We start from the raw sequence: 15,092 nt of genomic DNA, 5'->3' as shown, positions 1-15,092 counted from the left end.
CGGCGGCTGGGCTGTCACCCCCCTGTCATGGCTCTGACACGGCCACTGACACCGTGTTCCCCCTTGTCGCGCCCCGTGGTAGTTCCAGTCGGACCTCGGCACCGACTAGGGTCCGGCTTGGAGGTGGTCCGTGTTCACCGAAGCCTTTCCGATCGTGACGACACCCGACCTGCCACGACTGATCGCGTTCTACCGGGACGTGGTCGGCTTCGAGCTGACCTACCGGTTCCCGGACGAGGGTGCCCCGGAGTTCGTCGCTCTGCGACTGGGCAGCAGCGAGCTCGGCCTGGCCGCCAACCCGGAGGCTGGCGGGCCGGCCGACTCGCACCGCTGGGAGTTGTGCGTCTACGCCGACGACTGCGATGCAGCAGTGGGCGCGCTGCGCACGGGTGGGGCGACAGTCACCGAGGAGCCGGTCGACCAGCCCTGGGGTGAGCGGTCCGCCCGGGTCACCGACCCCGACGGCAACCGGTTGCTGGTGCTGGCCCGGCTCTAGACGACAGTGCCGGAAAGGAGGGCGCTCATCGCCTCCAGAACAGCAGATGGGTGACTCCGCTGGGGCTGGGCACCGACTCGAGGTGGAAGCGGTCGAGCAGTTCGTCAGGGCTGTCCCACAACCGCTCGCCCCGGTGAAGGTCGACGGGCGCGACGGCGATGTGCATCGTGTCGACCAGGTCGGCCTCGATGAACTCGCGGATGGTGGCTACCCCACCGCCGAGGCGTACGTCCCGACCGTCGGCTGCCTGCTTCGCCTCGGCCAGTGCCTCGGCCGGGCTGACATCGCGGAAGTGGAACGTGGTGTCGGACAGGCTGAACGACGGGCGCACGTGGTGGGTGAGCACGAAGACCGGCGTGTGGAACGGCGGGCTGTCCCCCCACCAGCCCTGCCACTCGTGGTCCTCCCAGGGACCACGCTGGGGGCCGAACTTGTTGCGACCCATGATCTCCGCGCCGATGTTGCACTCGGCGTCGCGGGTCAGGTAGTCGTCCAGACCACGGGTGCCGCCCGGTTCGGTGCGGTACACGAAGCTGGCGGTGGCGGCGCGCCAGGAGAACAGTGGGGTGGGGTCCGCGTGACCGAAGGGCCGTTCCAGGCTCTGGCCCTCTCCGGTCCCGAACCCGTCGCGTGAAACGTTGAAGCACTGCACCCGCAACAGTTGCGCCATGGTGTCTCCTCCTTCCTTCGATGGGCCGTGATTCAGCTCGCGGTCACCGTCGGGCCGCCTCCGCTGCCCCGGTCGTCGAGCACGAGCGGGGCGCGACCGCTCACCGCGTACCGGATGTGGGTCACCTGTGGGGTGGCAAGGACGCGGGTCGGCGTCAGCTCGATCCCCTCCCGGTCGCCCAGGTCGAGGTCCGCGTCGAAGAGCCGCAGGCCGGTGCCGAGCACGACCGGTACGACGTGCAGCTCCAACTCGTCGAGCAGGCCGGCTTTGAGAACCTGCCGCACCAGGCTGCCGCCTCCGGCCACCGCGACGTCCTTGCCGCCGGCCACGGCGCGCGCCTGCTCGACGGCGCTGGCCACGCCATCGGTGACGTAGGTGAAACTGGTGCCCCCGCCCTTCACCAGCCGCTGGCGGGGGCGGTGGGTGACGACGAAGACCGGCGCGCGAAACGGCGGCTCCTCACCCCAGGGGATCTCACCCCCGTCGGCCATCCGGCGTCCCATGACGTACGCGCCGGCCGCCCCGAACGACTCGGCGATCACCTCGGAGTTGGTGTCCTGCTCCCCGCCGGCGAAGCCCTGCCGTTCGCGCCAGGCCGCCGCCTCGGTCGCCCACCGGGTGACCCGGAAGAATTTCGCACTCTCCGCCGAGTCCATCCAGTTGCCGTTCCCGTCGAACTGCGGGCCGGCGTAGAAGCCGTCCACGGACACCGACAGTTGTGCGGTCACCTTCGTCATCGCGCCCTGGTCCTCTCCTCGGGCGGCACCCCGCCTGGGTGCCGCTCCCCGAGGGGTCGGAGCCGATCGCGGTGTCCCTACCGGGAAGAAGTGTGACCTGTGCCACTCACAGGCTCGGTCAGGTACCAGGTCCCGGCGTGTTCCGGGTCGCGTGACCAGCGCATCCGGGCCCTCTCCTCCGGGCGGGGGCTCCAGTCCCGGTAGGGCGCGAGGGTCACCCGCCAGGCGATCACCGCGAAGACGTAGATGCCCGGGCCGACCAGCCAGAGCAGGGCGTCGCGTCGCCGATAGGAGGCGTACGGCGCCAGCCACGCGGTCGCCGTCATCGGCACCGCGACCGCGCTGAAATCGGCGAGCGGTCCGCTACCGAACCAGGCCTCGATCAGCTCGCGGAGAATCAGGGATGGAACGACCACCCCGACCAGCAACGCCACAGTGCGGACCACGCGGACCCGACGCGCCCCGCGATCCGGGGATACACGGGCAGCAGGTCCTTCGGCGGGCATCCCCGGAGGGTACGGGCTGGCCGCAACGGTGGATCTACGACTTCCGGTCGGCGAAGGTGTCCCGGACGCTCGCCCTAACCGGCGGATCGCCTGACCCACGAGGTGCCGGAGGGTGCGTAGCCGTGCCGGCGGTAGAAGCGCACCGCGCTCGCATTCCGGTGGTGGATACCGGCCGACAGGTAGGAGAGCCCGTGCTCGGCCGCCCATCGGTTCGCCGCGACGAGCAGTGCGGAGCCGACCCCGCTGCCCCGGGCCTCGCCGAGCACCACAGTGTGGATCTGCGCCGAGGGCTCGGGGCGAAGGATCTGGTGTGCGGGCGGTTCGGGCTGGCGCAGCACCTCGACCATCCCGACCACCTGCCCGTCCTGCTCCGCGACAAGAACCGCGTCCCGGCAGGTCGCGTCGCTGAGGACGGCGGTGAAGTGCGCGATGACCGCAGTGCGCCGCGGCAGGCGGTAGACGTCGGGGTCGAGTGCGAGGTGCGCTTCGGCGTTCGCCAGGCGCAGCGCCACCAGCGCCGGCACGTCAGCAAGGCTTGCCGCTCGCACGGCTGGCCCGGTCCCCTGCATGAATGTGATGCTAGGGCGCGGATGTCCGGCCCGACTAGGGTGGCGATCATGCGGATTGGCATCGTGATCCTGCCGGACCAGCGGTGGGCGGAGTCGCAGCGTCGCTGGCGGCAGGTCGACGAGTGGGGTTTCGACCACGCCTGGACGTACGACCACCTGGGTTGGCGTGACCTGGTCGACGGCCCGTGGTTCGATTCGATGGCCACGCTGACCGCGGCCGCCACGGTGACCTCGCGGGTTCGACTGGGCACCCTCGTGGCGTCGCCGAACTTCCGGCACCCGGCCGCGTTCGCCCGGCAGATCACCACCGTGGACGACGTTTCCGCCGGCCGCCTGCTGCTCGGCCTGGGAGCGGGTGGCATCGGCTTCGACTCGGCGGTGCTGGGTGGTGAGACGCTGCCGCCGCGTCAGCGGGTCGACCGGTTCGCCGAGTTCACCGAGTTGTTGGACCTGATCCTGCGGGAGGACGGCACCACCTGGCGTGGCGACTGGTTCGCCGCGGTGGATGCCCGCAACAACCCCGGCTGCGTGCAGCAACCTCGGGTGCCGTTCGTGGTGGCCGCCAACGGGCCACGGTCGATGCGGTTGGTGGCCCGCTTCGGGCAGGGCTGGGTGACCACCGGCACCGGTGACGACAACGACCTGGCGGGCTGGTGGGCCAGCGTGTCGGCGCTGTCCGCGCGAATGGACCGGACCCTGGACGAGGCCGGCCGCGACCCGGCCAGCCTGGACCGCTACCTCTCGCTGGACGCGGCGCCGGTCTTCTCGCTCAGCAGCGCACAGTTCTTCGCCGATCAGGTCGGCCGCGCCGCCGAGCTGGGCTTCACCGACGTGGTGACGCACTGGCCGCGCGCCAGCAGTTGGTACGCCGGTGACGAGGCGATCCTGGTGGACGTGGCGACGCGGTTGCTGCCCCAACTACGCGGCTGAGGCCGCCGCACCGAGCCGGCTGGGGCGGCCGGTCAGGTGCCGAGGTCGCCGCTGGCCACGCCGCCCTCGCCGCCGGAAACCAGGCGAAAGCGCAGGCAGACGATCGGGGTGTCGCCGTCGACCGGCGTGCCGAGCCGCGCCCAGTAGGTCGAGTGCCCGGCCCGCCACTCCTCGATCGAGCGGTCGCCCTCGCCCTCGGCGTGGGCGAAGTCCCAGGGCACGTCGGCGAAGCGGACCACCTCGACTCCGGTGATCTCCACGACGCCGGCCAGTGCGTTGTCGTCGTCGACCAGGGCCAGGCGTTCGCCGACGTGCTCCAACTCCTCGCCTTCTTCCGCGTACTCGGCGAGCCGGCCGGCCGTCGCCGTCTTCACACCGGCCAGCACCAGGGTGTTGAGGGTTGACCGCAACTCACCGGGGGTGCCGAGGGCGAGGGCGCGCAGTTCACCGATCCGAGGCCACATCCTGCCGAGGCTAGGCCAGGGCGGCCCGGGCCGCCGCCGCAATACCCGTCGCCCGCTCAGATCAGTTGGCCGGCGTAGCCGGGTGCGGTGAGGAGCCGCTCGTCAGGGCTGGTCGCGTACGCGTCGAGGATCGCGTCTGCCAGCTTGACCACGTGCTCGTCGCCGTGACGGGCCGCGCGGGCGAAGACCTCCGCCGGCGTGGCGGGGGTCACTGTCGGTGGCGCGATGCCGTTGGCCGGGGCGTACACGGAGGTCATGGCCGCCGTCGCGGCCCAGGCCGCGGCGAAGCTCGGTGCCCACAGACCCCGGTCCAGTGCCGGCAGGGTACGCAGCACGGCGGTCGGCGCGGTGACCGCGTGCACCAGCATGACCGGCGCGGCGTGTCCGAAGCGCAGGTAGTCCAGGGCGGCCCGGTGCACCAGCGTGGTGAGCCCGCGCTCCGCCTCGGCCGGGCTCCGCACGGGGCGCAGCGTCGCGAGTGCCGGCTCCCATCGGGGTACGCCCGGCAACTGCTCCAGCCGATCCCGGACGCCGCCGGTCTGGTCGTCGATCCGGGGCAGCCCGGCCAGCGCGGCCGCCACGTCGATGTCGTCGGTGCCCGGCTGGTCCGTTTCGCCGGTGAGCAGCCGGTCGGTGCCGGGGATCGACTGCCAGCGGGCCGCCCAGTAGCCGAGTGCCTGGCCCAACTCGGTGAGCCGCTGTCGGTTCCCGTCGTCCGGGTCGAGCGCGCGTACGGCGTGCCCGACCCGGATCACACCGTGCGTGGCACCGGCGGCGATGCCGGGCAGCAGCCGGGGCCACCAGGTGCCGAGCACCGCACGCCACGGGTGTTCGCGCAGTTGCCGGTCGAAGTAGGCGAGCCAGTCGCCGGCGCGCTTCGGATCGCCCAGCGCCGACCGCCAGTCGTCGATCGGGTGCAGCCCTCGGGGCAACTCGTCGAGGCGGCCGAGGTAGTCGTCGAGCCAACGGTGTACCCGGTGCGGGTGCCCGTGTCGGACCAACGCCTCGACGGCCATCGGCCCGTGGTTGGACAGCCAGCCCTGATATTCGGGACCGGTGCGGTGCAGCCGCTCGTACGCCTCGTCGAGAACTCCGTCGCTCATCCGCCGATCGTCGGTGCTGAACCTCGCTTCAGGTCAAGAGGGCAGATCCGCGGCGCCGATCAGGCCGGTGATCCGTAGGTCGGCCGCGACCTCGGGCGGGCAGTCCACGGCCACCACTGCGGTGCCCAGCACCTCTGCGCCCCGCGCGGCGCAGATGTCGTAGAGGGCGCGTAGCTGCGCGCCGGTACGCACCCAGTCGTCCACCACCAGCACCCGGTCGTCGGGGCCGAGGTGTCGGTCCCGTACGGCGAGGTCCACCCGTCGGCCCCGGTAGTCCGGTGGGCTCTGCGCCCAGGTGAGTGGCCCGGCCGGCAGCCGCCCGTCACCGGGCTTGTGGGCGGCCACGAAGCCGACCCCGAGGGCGGTGGCGGCCAACGGCCCGAGCAGCAGCCCGGTGACGGCCGGCGCGAGCACCACAGTGGGCCGGGCGGCCCGGTGCGGCGCCACCAGGGCCGGCCCCAGCTCGGCCAGCACCGCCGGGTCCCGCCACCAACCGGAGATGTCGCTGACCAGGTGGCTGGTGCCCGGGCCGGGGTCGATCCACTGGAAAAGGGCGGCCAGGCGTTCGGTCAGATCGGCGGGCATCCGCTCATCCTGCGGCACGGGCGGCGGGCGTGGCGGCACCCGGGCCACCCGGCCCACCCCGGGTCGGATGATCGGCTACACGTATCTGGGTAAATACGGGCATACCACCATGATCACGTTGACTTCGGAAGTGCTTCTCTCGTTACGGTCCGACCCGGTTTGTTCAGACGACGAAAGGACCGGGCCGGTGGCAGGCAAGCACTCCCGTACCCGCATCTTCTCCTCCCCGGCGGGCATCGTGGCCACCGCGGCGGTCGGCGTCGCCCTCGCCGTCGGAGGCACGGTAAGCGCCGTGCAGTTGGTCTCCGGCTCCGACCAGTCCGGGCAGGTAGCTCTCGACCTCACCCCGACCACCGCCGCGAGCAGCCTCACCCCCAGCTCCCCGGCCGTCACCCCGAGCGTCAGCGCCTCGCCCAGCGTGACCGCCAGCCCGTCGGCGACCCGGTCGCAGCAGGCCGCCTCCCGGGGCAAGGAGCGCACCTCGTCGCCGAAGCCGAAGCCGAAGCCGACCGTCAAGAAGACCACGGCCGCGGCGAAGGTGCTGGAGAGCGGTTCGTGCGGCGCCTCGTTCTACTCCGACGGGCAGCTCACCGCCAACGGCGAGTCGTTCAACCCCAACGCGCTGACCGCTGCGCACAAGACACTGCCGTTCAACACCAAGGTCCGGGTGACCAACCCGGCCAACGGCAAGTCGGTGACGGTGCGGATCAACGACCGCGGCCCGTTCATCGACGGTCGCTGCCTGGACCTCTCCCGGGCCGCCTTCGCCAGCATCGCCTCGGTCGACGTGGGCGCGCTCACCGTCCGCTACGAGGTTCTCGGCTGAGCGGGACCGGCGACGTCGATTCGGCTGGACGACTGGGCCGGCCGGACAGAACCTCCTCGGACGACGGGTCAGGTTCATTCACCGGTTCACGTGGATCAGGCAAACTGTCCCTCGTACCCACGCGACTCCTCCAGTCGGGCCGTCGCCCGCTGAGCCCCGGATCCCGCGCCGGCCTCGGCGCGGCCCTCGTTCTGCTCGCGATCGTGTCGGCGGTGGAGGCGGCGGACGGCCGCAAGGTGCACTACGTCGCACTCCTGGCGGCCGCGCCGGTTCTCGCCGCCGCCCTGGCGTCCTGGCTGGTGGTCCTGGGGGTGGGCGTCGCGGCGACAGTGATCGGCATCGGCTTCGCGCTGGTCGCGCCGAAGGTCTCGTTGGTCACCTCGGTCGACGTCGTCGCGGTCGCGCTCGTCACCGGGATGGCCGTGGCGGTGGCGTGGGTTCGCCAGCGGCAGGCCGAGCGGATCGTGGAGTTGACCAAGCTCGCCTCGGTGGCCCAGCAGGCGGTGTTGCGCCCGCTCGGGCCGCAGGTCGGCACGCTGTCGGTCGCGGGACGCTACATCTCCTCCACGGCGACGGCCGAGATCGGCGGCGACCTGTACGAGGCGATCGACACGCCCTACGGCGTCCGCATGATCATCGGAGACGTGCGAGGCAAGGGCCTGGACGCGGTCCGGCTGGCCAGCATCGTCCTCGGTTCCTACCGGCACGTGGCGTACGAGCGTGCCGACCTGCGGGCCGTCGTCGCCGACCTGGACCGCGCGGTGGCCCGCAACGTCGGCGACGAGGACTTCGTCACGGCGGCGCTGGTCGAGGAGCGTGGTGGCACCCTCACGATCGTCAACTGCGGGCATCCGCCACCGCTGCTGCTACGCCGGGGTGCGGTGATCCCGCTGGAACCGCCGGCCCCGGCGCCTCCGCTCGGGTTCATGCCGGTGGTTCGCCCCCGGGTCGAACGCCTGGAGCCCGGGGACCGGCTGCTGCTGTTCACCGACGGTCTCGGCGAGGCGCGACGGGACGGCGAATTCTTCCCCACCGCGGACCGGGCCTGGCGACTGCTCGGCCACGGCACGGTCGCCGACGGGCTGGCATCGCTGGAGACCGCCCTGGTCGAGTGGGTGCACGGTCGGCTCGACGACGACATCGCGCTGGTCCTGATGGAGTACGTCGGTGCCCGTACCGGCGCGGCCGTCGCGGTCCCGAGCTGGGAGGTCGGCGCCGCCGAGAGCTGAGCCGGCCGACCGCGCCCGCAGGTGTGTAATCGCCGTCACTTGGGTGATCCGCTTGTCGCTGCCTACCCGCGAGTAATACAGTCGGGGTTACTGATCGGTAACACCTGTCCGGAAGCGGGGCCAGCGAGCATGACCCACTACAAGAGCAACCTGCGGGACCTTGAGTTCAACCTGTTCGAGGTCTTCGGGGCGGACCAGGCGTTCGGCCAGGAACCGTACTCCGAACTCGACGCCGACACCGCCCGCAGTTTCCTCTCCGAGCTTGATCGCCTCGCTCGCGAGGACCTGGCCGCCAGCTACACGGACAGCGACCGCAACCCGCCGGTGTTCGACCCGGCGACGCACACCGCGCCGCTCCCGGCGTCGTTCAAGAAGTCCTACCAGGCATTCATGGACTCCGAGTTCTGGCGCCTGGACCTGCCACCGCACCTTGGCGGCACCAACGCGCCGCGCGCCCTCTGGTGGGCCCTCGCCGAGCTGGTGCTCGGCTCGAACGCCCCGATCTGGATGTACGCGTCCGGTCCGTCCTTCGCACACGTGCTGCACGTCGAGGGCACCGAGCGGCAGAAGAAGTGGGCCAAGCTCTTCATCGACAAGCAGTGGGGCTCCACGATGGTGCTCACCGAGCCGGACGCCGGCTCGGACGTTGGCGCCGGCCGCACCCGCGCCATCCAGCAGGCGGACGGCACCTGGCACATCGAGGGCGTCAAGCGCTTCATCACCTCGGGTGAGCACGACCTCAGCGACAACATCGTGCACTACGTGCTGGCCCGCCCGGTGGGCGTGGAGGGCGTCGGTGGCCCCGGCACCAAGGGCCTGTCGCTCTTCGTGGTGCCGAAGTTCCACTTCGACGAGACCACCGGCGAGCTGGGTGAGCGCAACGGCGTCTACACCACCAACGTCGAGCACAAGATGGGCCTGAAGGTCTCCAACACCTGCGAGCTGACCTTCGGCGAGCACGGCGTACCGGCCAAGGGCTGGCTGCTGGGCGACAAGCACGACGGCATCCGGCAGATGTTCATGATCATTGAATACGCCCGGATGCTGGTCGGCACCAAGGCCATCGCCACCCTCTCCACCGGCTACCTCAACGCCCTGGAGTACGCGAAGAACCGGGTGCAGGGCGCCGACCTGATCCAGCAGGCGGACAAGACCGCGCCGCGGGTCACCATCACCCACCACCCGGACGTGCGCCGCTCGCTGCTGCTGCAGAAGTCGTACGCCGAGGGCCTGCGTGCCCTGGTTCTCTACACCGCCACCTGGCAGGACAAGGTCGCCATCGCCGAGGCGGCCGGCGACGAGAGGGCCACCAAGCTGGCCAAGCGGGTCAATGACCTGCTGCTGCCGCTGGTCAAGGGCGTCGGTTCGGAGCGGGCGTACGAGATGCTCGGGCACGAGGCCCTGCAGACCTTCGGCGGCTCCGGCTTCCTCCAGGACTACCCGCTGGAGCAGTACGTCCGGGATGCCAAGATCGACACCCTGTACGAGGGCACCACCGCCATCCAGAGCCTGGACCTGATCTTCCGCAAGATCGTTCGGGACAACGGCAAGGCCCTCATGGCGGTCGCCGGCGAGATCCAGGAGTTCATCTCCTCCGAGGCGGGCAACGGCCAGCTCAAGGAAGAGCGGCAGGCGCTCGGCAAGGCGCTCGGCGAGGTGCAGAACATCCTCGGTGTGATGACCGGCTGGCTGGGCGAGGCGCAGGGCGGCGACACCCGCGCCCTCTACAAGGTCGGGCTGAGCAGCCGGCGGTTCCTGCTGGCGATCGGCGACCTGGTGGTCGGCTGGCTGCTGCAGCGGCAGGCCGAGGTGGCGCTGAAGGCGCTGACCGGCGAGGTCTCCGCCAGCGACAAGGCGTTCTACACCGGCAAGGTGGCCGCCGCCCGCTTCTTCGCCCGTGAGGTGCTGCCCCGCATCGGTGCCGACCGGCGGATCATCGAGGGTGCCGACCTCGACATCATGGACCTCCCGGAGGAGGCCTTCTGACAGGTTTGACGGTTCCGGGTCGCACCACCCGGCATCGCGACGGCCGGTGGGGCTTCTGCCCCGCCGGCCGTCGCCGTCTCACCCGGGCGGCGGCACGTATTGGCCGAGCCCGGTCGGGTATGCCGCTGGCGTGGCGGGTAACCGTCGCGTGACCTCGAAAGGGAACGCCCAGAGCCACCGCACGGGGGAGTGCAGCGCACATGGGTGTAGGAAGCGGCATTTTTCTCATCGCGATCGGCGCGATCCTGACCTTCGCGCTGAGAGCCAACGTCTGGTGGATCGACGTACGCGCGGTCGGCTGGGTGTTCATCCTGGCCGGGCTGGCCGTACTACTGACCACGGTCTGGTTCTGGCAGGACCGGCGCAAGCGGGCTCGGACCCTCATCGTGGAGGAGAACCGGCTGTCTCATCCGACGGCGATGATGCCGCCACCGCCGGACCCGCCGCCACCAACCGCGCCGCCGTCCTGATCCCCGCACACGCGTACCCCTGAGCCACCCGTCGGACCGGCGGGTGGCTCAGTCGCGTGCGGTGTGCCGAGCCGTGAGCGGCGCTCCGGCCCTGCTCAACTCCATCCAGCTGGGCGGGCAGCGGTGCACCGCCAGCTCGGCGGTGCGCAAACCCTCGGCGTCCACTCCCTCGGGATCGAGGAGCGCGGAGAGCAGCGAGATGCCCGGATTGTGGGCAATGAGCAACGCCGTTCGGGCCGTCGGGTCCACCGTGCGGACCAGCGACAACAACTCTTCGGGATGCGCGTCGTACGCACCCGGCTCATAACGGACGGTCGGGCGAGGGCCGGTCGGGCCACCCTCCGGCGGTGAACCGGTCATCCCCATCGCCACCTGATGCCAGGTCTGCCGCGTGCGTCGGGCGGTCGAGCAGATCACCACGTCGGGCAGCAGCCCATGGTGCGCCAACCAGGCCCCAGCCGCAGCCGCGTCGGCGTTCCCGCGTGCGCTCAGCGGCCGCTCCGCGTCGTCCGCCGCGTCGCTGCCCTGCTCGGCCTTCGCGTGCCGCAGCAACACCAGTGTCCGTGTGTCGGGGTCGACGTCCGTCATGCACCCAGCTTGCCCGATTGGCGATCTCCGTGCCTGGGTAAGTCGATGGATGCCGCACCCCTACCGACGGCCGCGGCGCGACGTACGCCAGGTTAGAGCCGAGGAGCGAGACATGGGCATTGGTGGCAGCATCTTCTTGATCGCATTAGGCGCGATCTTCGCGTTCGCAGTGGAGGCCGACCTGGGCTGGCTGGACCTGGCCGTGGTCGGCTGGGTGCTGATGCTCGCCGGCGTCGCCGGCCTGCTCGCCACCCTCTACTTCTGGAACAGCCGCCGCCGCCCGGTGGTGGCCGCGCCGGTACGCGAGGAGCGCGTGGTGGCCGACCGGGTCGTGCCGGTCCAGGACAACCAGGTCGTGCAGGAGTACCGCGAGGTGCGTCGGCCGGGCCGACCGGTCTGATCCTCGCCCGCACACTCCGGGGTCCCGCAGCGTCGCGGGGCCCCGGCTCGCGTCTGCGCCCCGCTCGTGTCTTGAGGTTCGGGTCCCGATCCCAGAGCGGTGACCGGCCGAAGATCGTGCTCGATCCAGGAAGTAGGGCTTTCGGGTGCGAGCGAGGCCACTACATCAATGATCGAGCACGATCATGGATGTAGTCGTGGCGTTCTCGCCGAGTGGCGTTGCCGGGACCAGGAGGCCGGGCTGCGTTTGCGCCGGGCTGCGTTCGCGCCGGGGTGGGTTCGCGCCGGGGTGGGTTCGCGCCGGGGTGGGTTCGCGCCGGGGTGGTTCGCCGGGCCGCCTGGGTCGTGGCGGTTCGGGCCGTGCCTGCGCCGTGGCCGTTTCGTGCCGCGCCCTACGACCGGGCCGGTCGGGTCAGGCGAACAGCGCGAAGTAGATCGCGATGTGATGACAGAGCGCGGCGAGCAGCGTGCAGGCGTGGAAGAACTCGTGGTGGCCGAAGACGGTCGGCCACGGATTGGGTCGGCGCAACGCGTAGAAGACCGCGCCGACGCTGTAGATAGCGCCGCCGACGACCAGCAGCACCAGCGCTGCGACGCCGCCCCCGTGCAGGATCTCCGGCAGCATGGCCACCGCCACCCAGCCCAGCGCCAGGTAGAGCGGCGCGGACACCCAGCGCGGCGCGTGCGGCCAGATCACCTTGACCGCCACGCCGGCCAGGGCGCCGCCCCAGACCAGGGCCAGCATCACGGTGGCCGGCCGGAGCGCGAGCAGCATCGCGCAGAGCGGTGTGTACGTGCCGGCGATGAACACGAAGATCATCGAGTGGTCCATCCGGCGCATCACCTGGTAGCCGCGCTCTGACCACACGCGACGGTGGTACAACGCGCTCGTGCCGAAGAGCCCGCAGACCGTCAGGCTGTAGATGAGGCAGCTCACCAGGGGTGCCCACCCCGGGCGGGTGGCGGCGATCGAGCAGAGCACGATGCCGCAAACCACGGCGACGAAGAAGGCGTACGTGTGCAGCCAGCCGCGCATCCGGGGCTTACCGATGTCGACCGGCTTCAGGCGAAGCGGGGCGGAGGTGGTCACCCACTCAGGTTACGGCACCGTAGGTTACTTTTCAGTAGTGGCGTTGGTGACACCCGGCACCGTCACCGTGAACACCGGATCGACTCGACATCGGCGAGGATGAGCGGATGCGGATCCGACCCGTCGGGGCGCACGCCCTGCTACTCGACTGCACCGCCCCCGCCGACACCCCCGAAGCCGTGGCCGACATCCCGGAGACGGCGTTTGTCGAAGCGTGGCGGGCCGAGCTGTGGCGGCGTCGGGAGCAGGGCGACCTGATCGCCGTGGAGATCGTGCCGGCGGCCCGGACCGTGCTGCTCGACGGCCTGCCCGACCCGACCGCCACGGCCGAGCAGCTGACCCGATGGACGTCCGCCGTCACCGCCGCGATCACCCGCCCGCACCGGACCGACGCCAAAGCCCATGCCCAAGACCACGACGCCACAGCCGAGGACAGGGCCGGGGACAGGGCCGACGACGCGGCGGACGTCGTCGTACCGGTCACCTTCGACGGGACGGACCTGCCGGCCGTGGCGGAGCACTGGGGCGTGGACGTGCCGGCAGTGCGGCACCGGTTGACCCGCACCCGGTTCCGGGTCGCCTTCTGCGGCTTTGCTCCCGGATTCCCCTACCTGACCGGGCTGCCCGCCGAGTTGGCGCTGCCCCGGCTGCCCACGCCCCGTCCCCGGGTGCCGGCCGGCTCGGTCGCGTTGGCCGGCCCGTACGCCGGCATCTACCCGGGCGCTTCCCCGGGCGGCTGGTTGCTGGTCGGTCGGACCGACCTGGTGCTGTTCGACGTGGCCACCGACCCGCCGGCCCGACTCGGTCCGGGCACCACGGTCCGGATGGTGGTGGCGTGACCCACCCGGCCACCATCGAGGTGCTCCGCGCCGGTGCGCTCACCACAGTGCAGGACCTGGGCCGGCCCGGCTGGGCACACCTGGGCGTACCCCGGTCCGGCGCCCTCGACCCGGGTGCCCTGCGGTTGGCCAATCGACTGGTCGGCAATCCGGAGCACGCGGCTGGCCTGGAGATCACCCTGACCGGCTGCACCCTGCGGTTGACCCGGGCCGCCACGGTGGCGGTCACCGGAGCCGAGGTCCCCGTCCAGGCGGGTGCTCGACCCGGTGACACCGGGCGCCCGCTCACCGTGCCGGCCGGGACGGTGCTGCGGATCGGTCCCGCCCGACGGGGCGTACGGAGTTGGCTGGCGGTGGCGGGCGGCATCGACGTGTCACCGGTGCTCGGTAGCCGGGCCACCGACACCCTCTCCGGGCTCGGCCCGCCCCGGCTGCGGGACGGTGACCTGTTGCCGCTCGGTGATCCGGTCGGCACCCCCGCGCCGGTGGACCTGACCGTGTGCCCCACGCCGCCTGAAGAGCTGCACCTGACGTTGGGCCCCGGTCCTCGCGAGGACTGGTTCACGCCGACCGCGTTCGACCGGCTCTTCGGCAGCGCGTACACCATCAGCCCGGTGAGCAACCGGGTCGGCGCGCGGCTCGCCGGCGCGGCGCTGCCCCGCGCGGTGGCCGGCGAACTCCCCAGCGAGGGCATCGTGCTCGGCGCGGTGCAGGTGCCGGCGGACGGACAACCCCTGATCTTCCTCGCGGACCATCCGACCACCGGTGGATACCCCGTCATCGGGGTGGTCACCGACGTGACCCCGCTCGCGCAGGCCCGGCCAGGTACTACCGTCAGATTCCATGGACCTCAACGCTGACCTGGGCGAGGGATTCGGCATCTGGCGACTCGGCGACGACGAGGCGCTGCTGGGCCTCGTCACCTCCGCCAACGTCGCCTGCGGCTTCCACGGCGGCGACCCGTCCACCATGCGGCGGGTCTGCGAGGGCGCCGCGCGCCGTGGGGTCGCGGTGGGCGCGCAGGTCGGCTACCGGGACCTGGCCGGCTTCGGCCGGCGGCACATCGCGTACGACTTCGCCGAGCTACGCGACGAGGTGACCTACCAGTTGGGGGCGCTGGACGCGTTCTGCCGGTTGTTCCGCACCCGGGTCCGCTACCTCAAGCCGCACGGCGCGCTCTACCACGCGGCCAGCACCGACGAGTCCCAGGCGGCGGCGGTGGTCGCCGCCGTGAGCGGTTACGACCCCGAGATGCCCGTACTCTGCCTTCCCGGCTCGACGCTCGCTCAACTCGCCGTGGGCGCGGGCCTGCCGGTGGTTGCCGAGGCGTTCGCCGACCGCGCCTACCTGCCCAACGGGGCGCTGGTGCCGCGCGGCACCCCGGGCGCGGTGATCACCGACCCCGAGCAGGTCGCCGAACGGGCGGCGCGGATGGCCACCGAACGCAGCGTGGTGGCGGTCGACGGCACCGTCATCCCCTGCTCGGTCGACTCGATCTGCGTGCACGGCGACACCCCGGGCGCGGTCTCCGCCGCCGAACTCGTCCGCGCCACCCTGATCGACGCCGACATCACACTGGCCCCCTTCGCCTGACCGGAGGGGCCC

The 15,092-nt window shown here is 71.5% G+C and carries 19 protein-coding genes; 10 read left to right on the top strand and 9 right to left on the bottom strand.

Annotated features, from left to right (window positions below):
• Positions 1-154: 154 nt before the first annotated feature.
• Positions 155-496, top strand: coding sequence for a VOC family protein (locus tag ABTW72_RS06005; protein WP_238669724.1), 342 nt, complete (start codon positions 155-157; stop codon positions 494-496).
• A gap of 25 nt (positions 497-521) precedes the next feature.
• Here ABTW72_RS06005 and ABTW72_RS06000 read toward each other — a convergent pair whose 3' ends face one another.
• The 4 genes from ABTW72_RS06000 to ABTW72_RS05985 form a co-directional block, all read right to left on the bottom strand.
• Positions 522-1,166, bottom strand: a complete 645-nt coding sequence (locus ABTW72_RS06000) for a dihydrofolate reductase family protein (protein WP_350854864.1) — start codon at positions 1,164-1,166, stop codon at positions 522-524.
• A 32-nt stretch (positions 1,167-1,198) separates the two neighbouring features.
• The gene (locus tag ABTW72_RS05995) at positions 1,199-1,903 is read right to left on the bottom strand and encodes a dihydrofolate reductase family protein (RefSeq protein ID WP_350854862.1); all 705 of its coding nucleotides are present in this window, start codon (positions 1,901-1,903) and stop codon (positions 1,199-1,201) included.
• A 77-nt stretch (positions 1,904-1,980) separates the two neighbouring features.
• Positions 1,981-2,409 carry a hypothetical protein gene (locus ABTW72_RS05990; protein ID WP_350854859.1) on the bottom strand — a complete coding sequence of 143 codons (429 nt, stop codon included), beginning with the start codon at positions 2,407-2,409 and terminating at the stop codon, positions 1,981-1,983.
• Between the two features lie 74 nt (positions 2,410-2,483).
• A complete protein-coding gene (locus tag ABTW72_RS05985; protein ID WP_350854856.1) occupies positions 2,484-2,978 on the bottom strand; it encodes a GNAT family N-acetyltransferase in 495 nt (164 codons plus the stop codon).
• A 21-nt stretch (positions 2,979-2,999) separates the two neighbouring features.
• Between ABTW72_RS05985 and ABTW72_RS05980 the strand changes: the two genes are divergently transcribed.
• Positions 3,000-3,908, top strand: coding sequence for an LLM class flavin-dependent oxidoreductase (locus ABTW72_RS05980; protein WP_350854853.1), 909 nt, complete (start codon positions 3,000-3,002; stop codon positions 3,906-3,908).
• Positions 3,909-3,940: 32 nt separating this feature from the next.
• Here the strand turns inward: ABTW72_RS05980 and ABTW72_RS05975 are convergent, their stop codons facing one another.
• The 3 genes from ABTW72_RS05975 to ABTW72_RS05965 are packed head-to-tail and all read right to left on the bottom strand — an operon-like array spanning position 3,941 to position 6,060.
• The gene (locus tag ABTW72_RS05975; RefSeq protein WP_112700111.1) at positions 3,941-4,372 is read right to left on the bottom strand and encodes an ASCH domain-containing protein; all 432 of its coding nucleotides are present in this window, start codon (positions 4,370-4,372) and stop codon (positions 3,941-3,943) included.
• Between the two features lie 56 nt (positions 4,373-4,428).
• Positions 4,429-5,475: a questin oxidase family protein gene (locus tag ABTW72_RS05970; RefSeq protein WP_350854850.1), complete on the bottom strand. Its 1,047-nt coding sequence runs from the start codon at positions 5,473-5,475 to the stop codon at positions 4,429-4,431.
• A 33-nt stretch (positions 5,476-5,508) separates the two neighbouring features.
• Positions 5,509-6,060, bottom strand: coding sequence for a phosphoribosyltransferase family protein (locus tag ABTW72_RS05965; protein ID WP_350854847.1), 552 nt, complete (start codon positions 6,058-6,060; stop codon positions 5,509-5,511).
• Between the two features lie 187 nt (positions 6,061-6,247).
• On the opposite strand from ABTW72_RS05965, the gene ABTW72_RS05960 reads away from it, so the two are divergent.
• The 4 genes from ABTW72_RS05960 (at position 6,248) to ABTW72_RS05945 (ending at position 10,571) form a co-directional block, all read left to right on the top strand.
• A complete protein-coding gene (locus ABTW72_RS05960) occupies positions 6,248-6,886 on the top strand; it encodes a septal ring lytic transglycosylase RlpA family protein (RefSeq protein ID WP_350854844.1) in 639 nt (212 codons plus the stop codon).
• Between the two features lie 104 nt (positions 6,887-6,990).
• A complete protein-coding gene (locus tag ABTW72_RS05955; protein WP_350855434.1) occupies positions 6,991-8,115 on the top strand; it encodes a PP2C family protein-serine/threonine phosphatase in 1,125 nt (374 codons plus the stop codon).
• A gap of 129 nt (positions 8,116-8,244) precedes the next feature.
• A complete protein-coding gene (locus ABTW72_RS05950; RefSeq protein WP_350854841.1) occupies positions 8,245-10,101 on the top strand; it encodes an acyl-CoA dehydrogenase in 1,857 nt (618 codons plus the stop codon).
• A 200-nt stretch (positions 10,102-10,301) separates the two neighbouring features.
• Positions 10,302-10,571, top strand: coding sequence for a DUF6458 family protein (locus tag ABTW72_RS05945; protein ID WP_030487564.1), 270 nt, complete (start codon positions 10,302-10,304; stop codon positions 10,569-10,571).
• Positions 10,572-10,619: 48 nt separating this feature from the next.
• Here ABTW72_RS05945 and ABTW72_RS05940 read toward each other — a convergent pair whose 3' ends face one another.
• Positions 10,620-11,159 (bottom strand): SixA phosphatase family protein, encoded by a 540-nt coding sequence (locus tag ABTW72_RS05940; RefSeq protein ID WP_350854838.1) that lies wholly within the window; start codon positions 11,157-11,159, stop codon positions 10,620-10,622.
• Positions 11,160-11,271: 112 nt separating this feature from the next.
• Between ABTW72_RS05940 and ABTW72_RS05935 the strand changes: the two genes are divergently transcribed.
• On the top strand, positions 11,272-11,559 hold the full coding sequence (locus ABTW72_RS05935) for a DUF6458 family protein (RefSeq protein ID WP_350854835.1): 288 nt from the start codon (positions 11,272-11,274) through the stop codon (positions 11,557-11,559).
• A gap of 411 nt (positions 11,560-11,970) precedes the next feature.
• Here the strand turns inward: ABTW72_RS05935 and trhA are convergent, their stop codons facing one another.
• The gene (gene trhA / locus ABTW72_RS05930; RefSeq protein WP_350854832.1) at positions 11,971-12,648 is read right to left on the bottom strand and encodes a PAQR family membrane homeostasis protein TrhA; all 678 of its coding nucleotides are present in this window, start codon (positions 12,646-12,648) and stop codon (positions 11,971-11,973) included.
• Between the two features lie 107 nt (positions 12,649-12,755).
• Between trhA and ABTW72_RS05925 the strand changes: the two genes are divergently transcribed.
• From ABTW72_RS05925 to ABTW72_RS05915, 3 genes are read left to right on the top strand one after another with little or no spacing between them, the layout of a single operon-like run.
• Positions 12,756-13,487: a 5-oxoprolinase subunit B family protein gene (locus ABTW72_RS05925; RefSeq protein ID WP_350854831.1), complete on the top strand. Its 732-nt coding sequence runs from the start codon at positions 12,756-12,758 to the stop codon at positions 13,485-13,487.
• Complete coding sequence (locus tag ABTW72_RS05920) at positions 13,385-14,347, top strand: 5-oxoprolinase subunit C family protein (RefSeq protein WP_502892169.1); 963 nt, start codon at positions 13,385-13,387, stop codon at positions 14,345-14,347. Before ABTW72_RS05925 ends, ABTW72_RS05920 begins: the two co-directional genes overlap by 103 nt.
• A complete protein-coding gene (locus ABTW72_RS05915; protein WP_350854826.1) occupies positions 14,331-15,080 on the top strand; it encodes a LamB/YcsF family protein in 750 nt (249 codons plus the stop codon). Before ABTW72_RS05920 ends, ABTW72_RS05915 begins: the two co-directional genes overlap by 17 nt.
• Positions 15,081-15,092: the final 12 nt, after the last annotated feature.

Origin of the sequence: Micromonospora sp. NPDC127501 (assembly GCF_040302185.1) — a bacterium.
Lineage (GTDB): Bacteria > Actinomycetota > Actinomycetes > Mycobacteriales > Micromonosporaceae > Micromonospora.
Note: the sequence above shows the minus strand (reverse complement) of the source record. Positions and strands in the feature narration are given on the sequence as shown.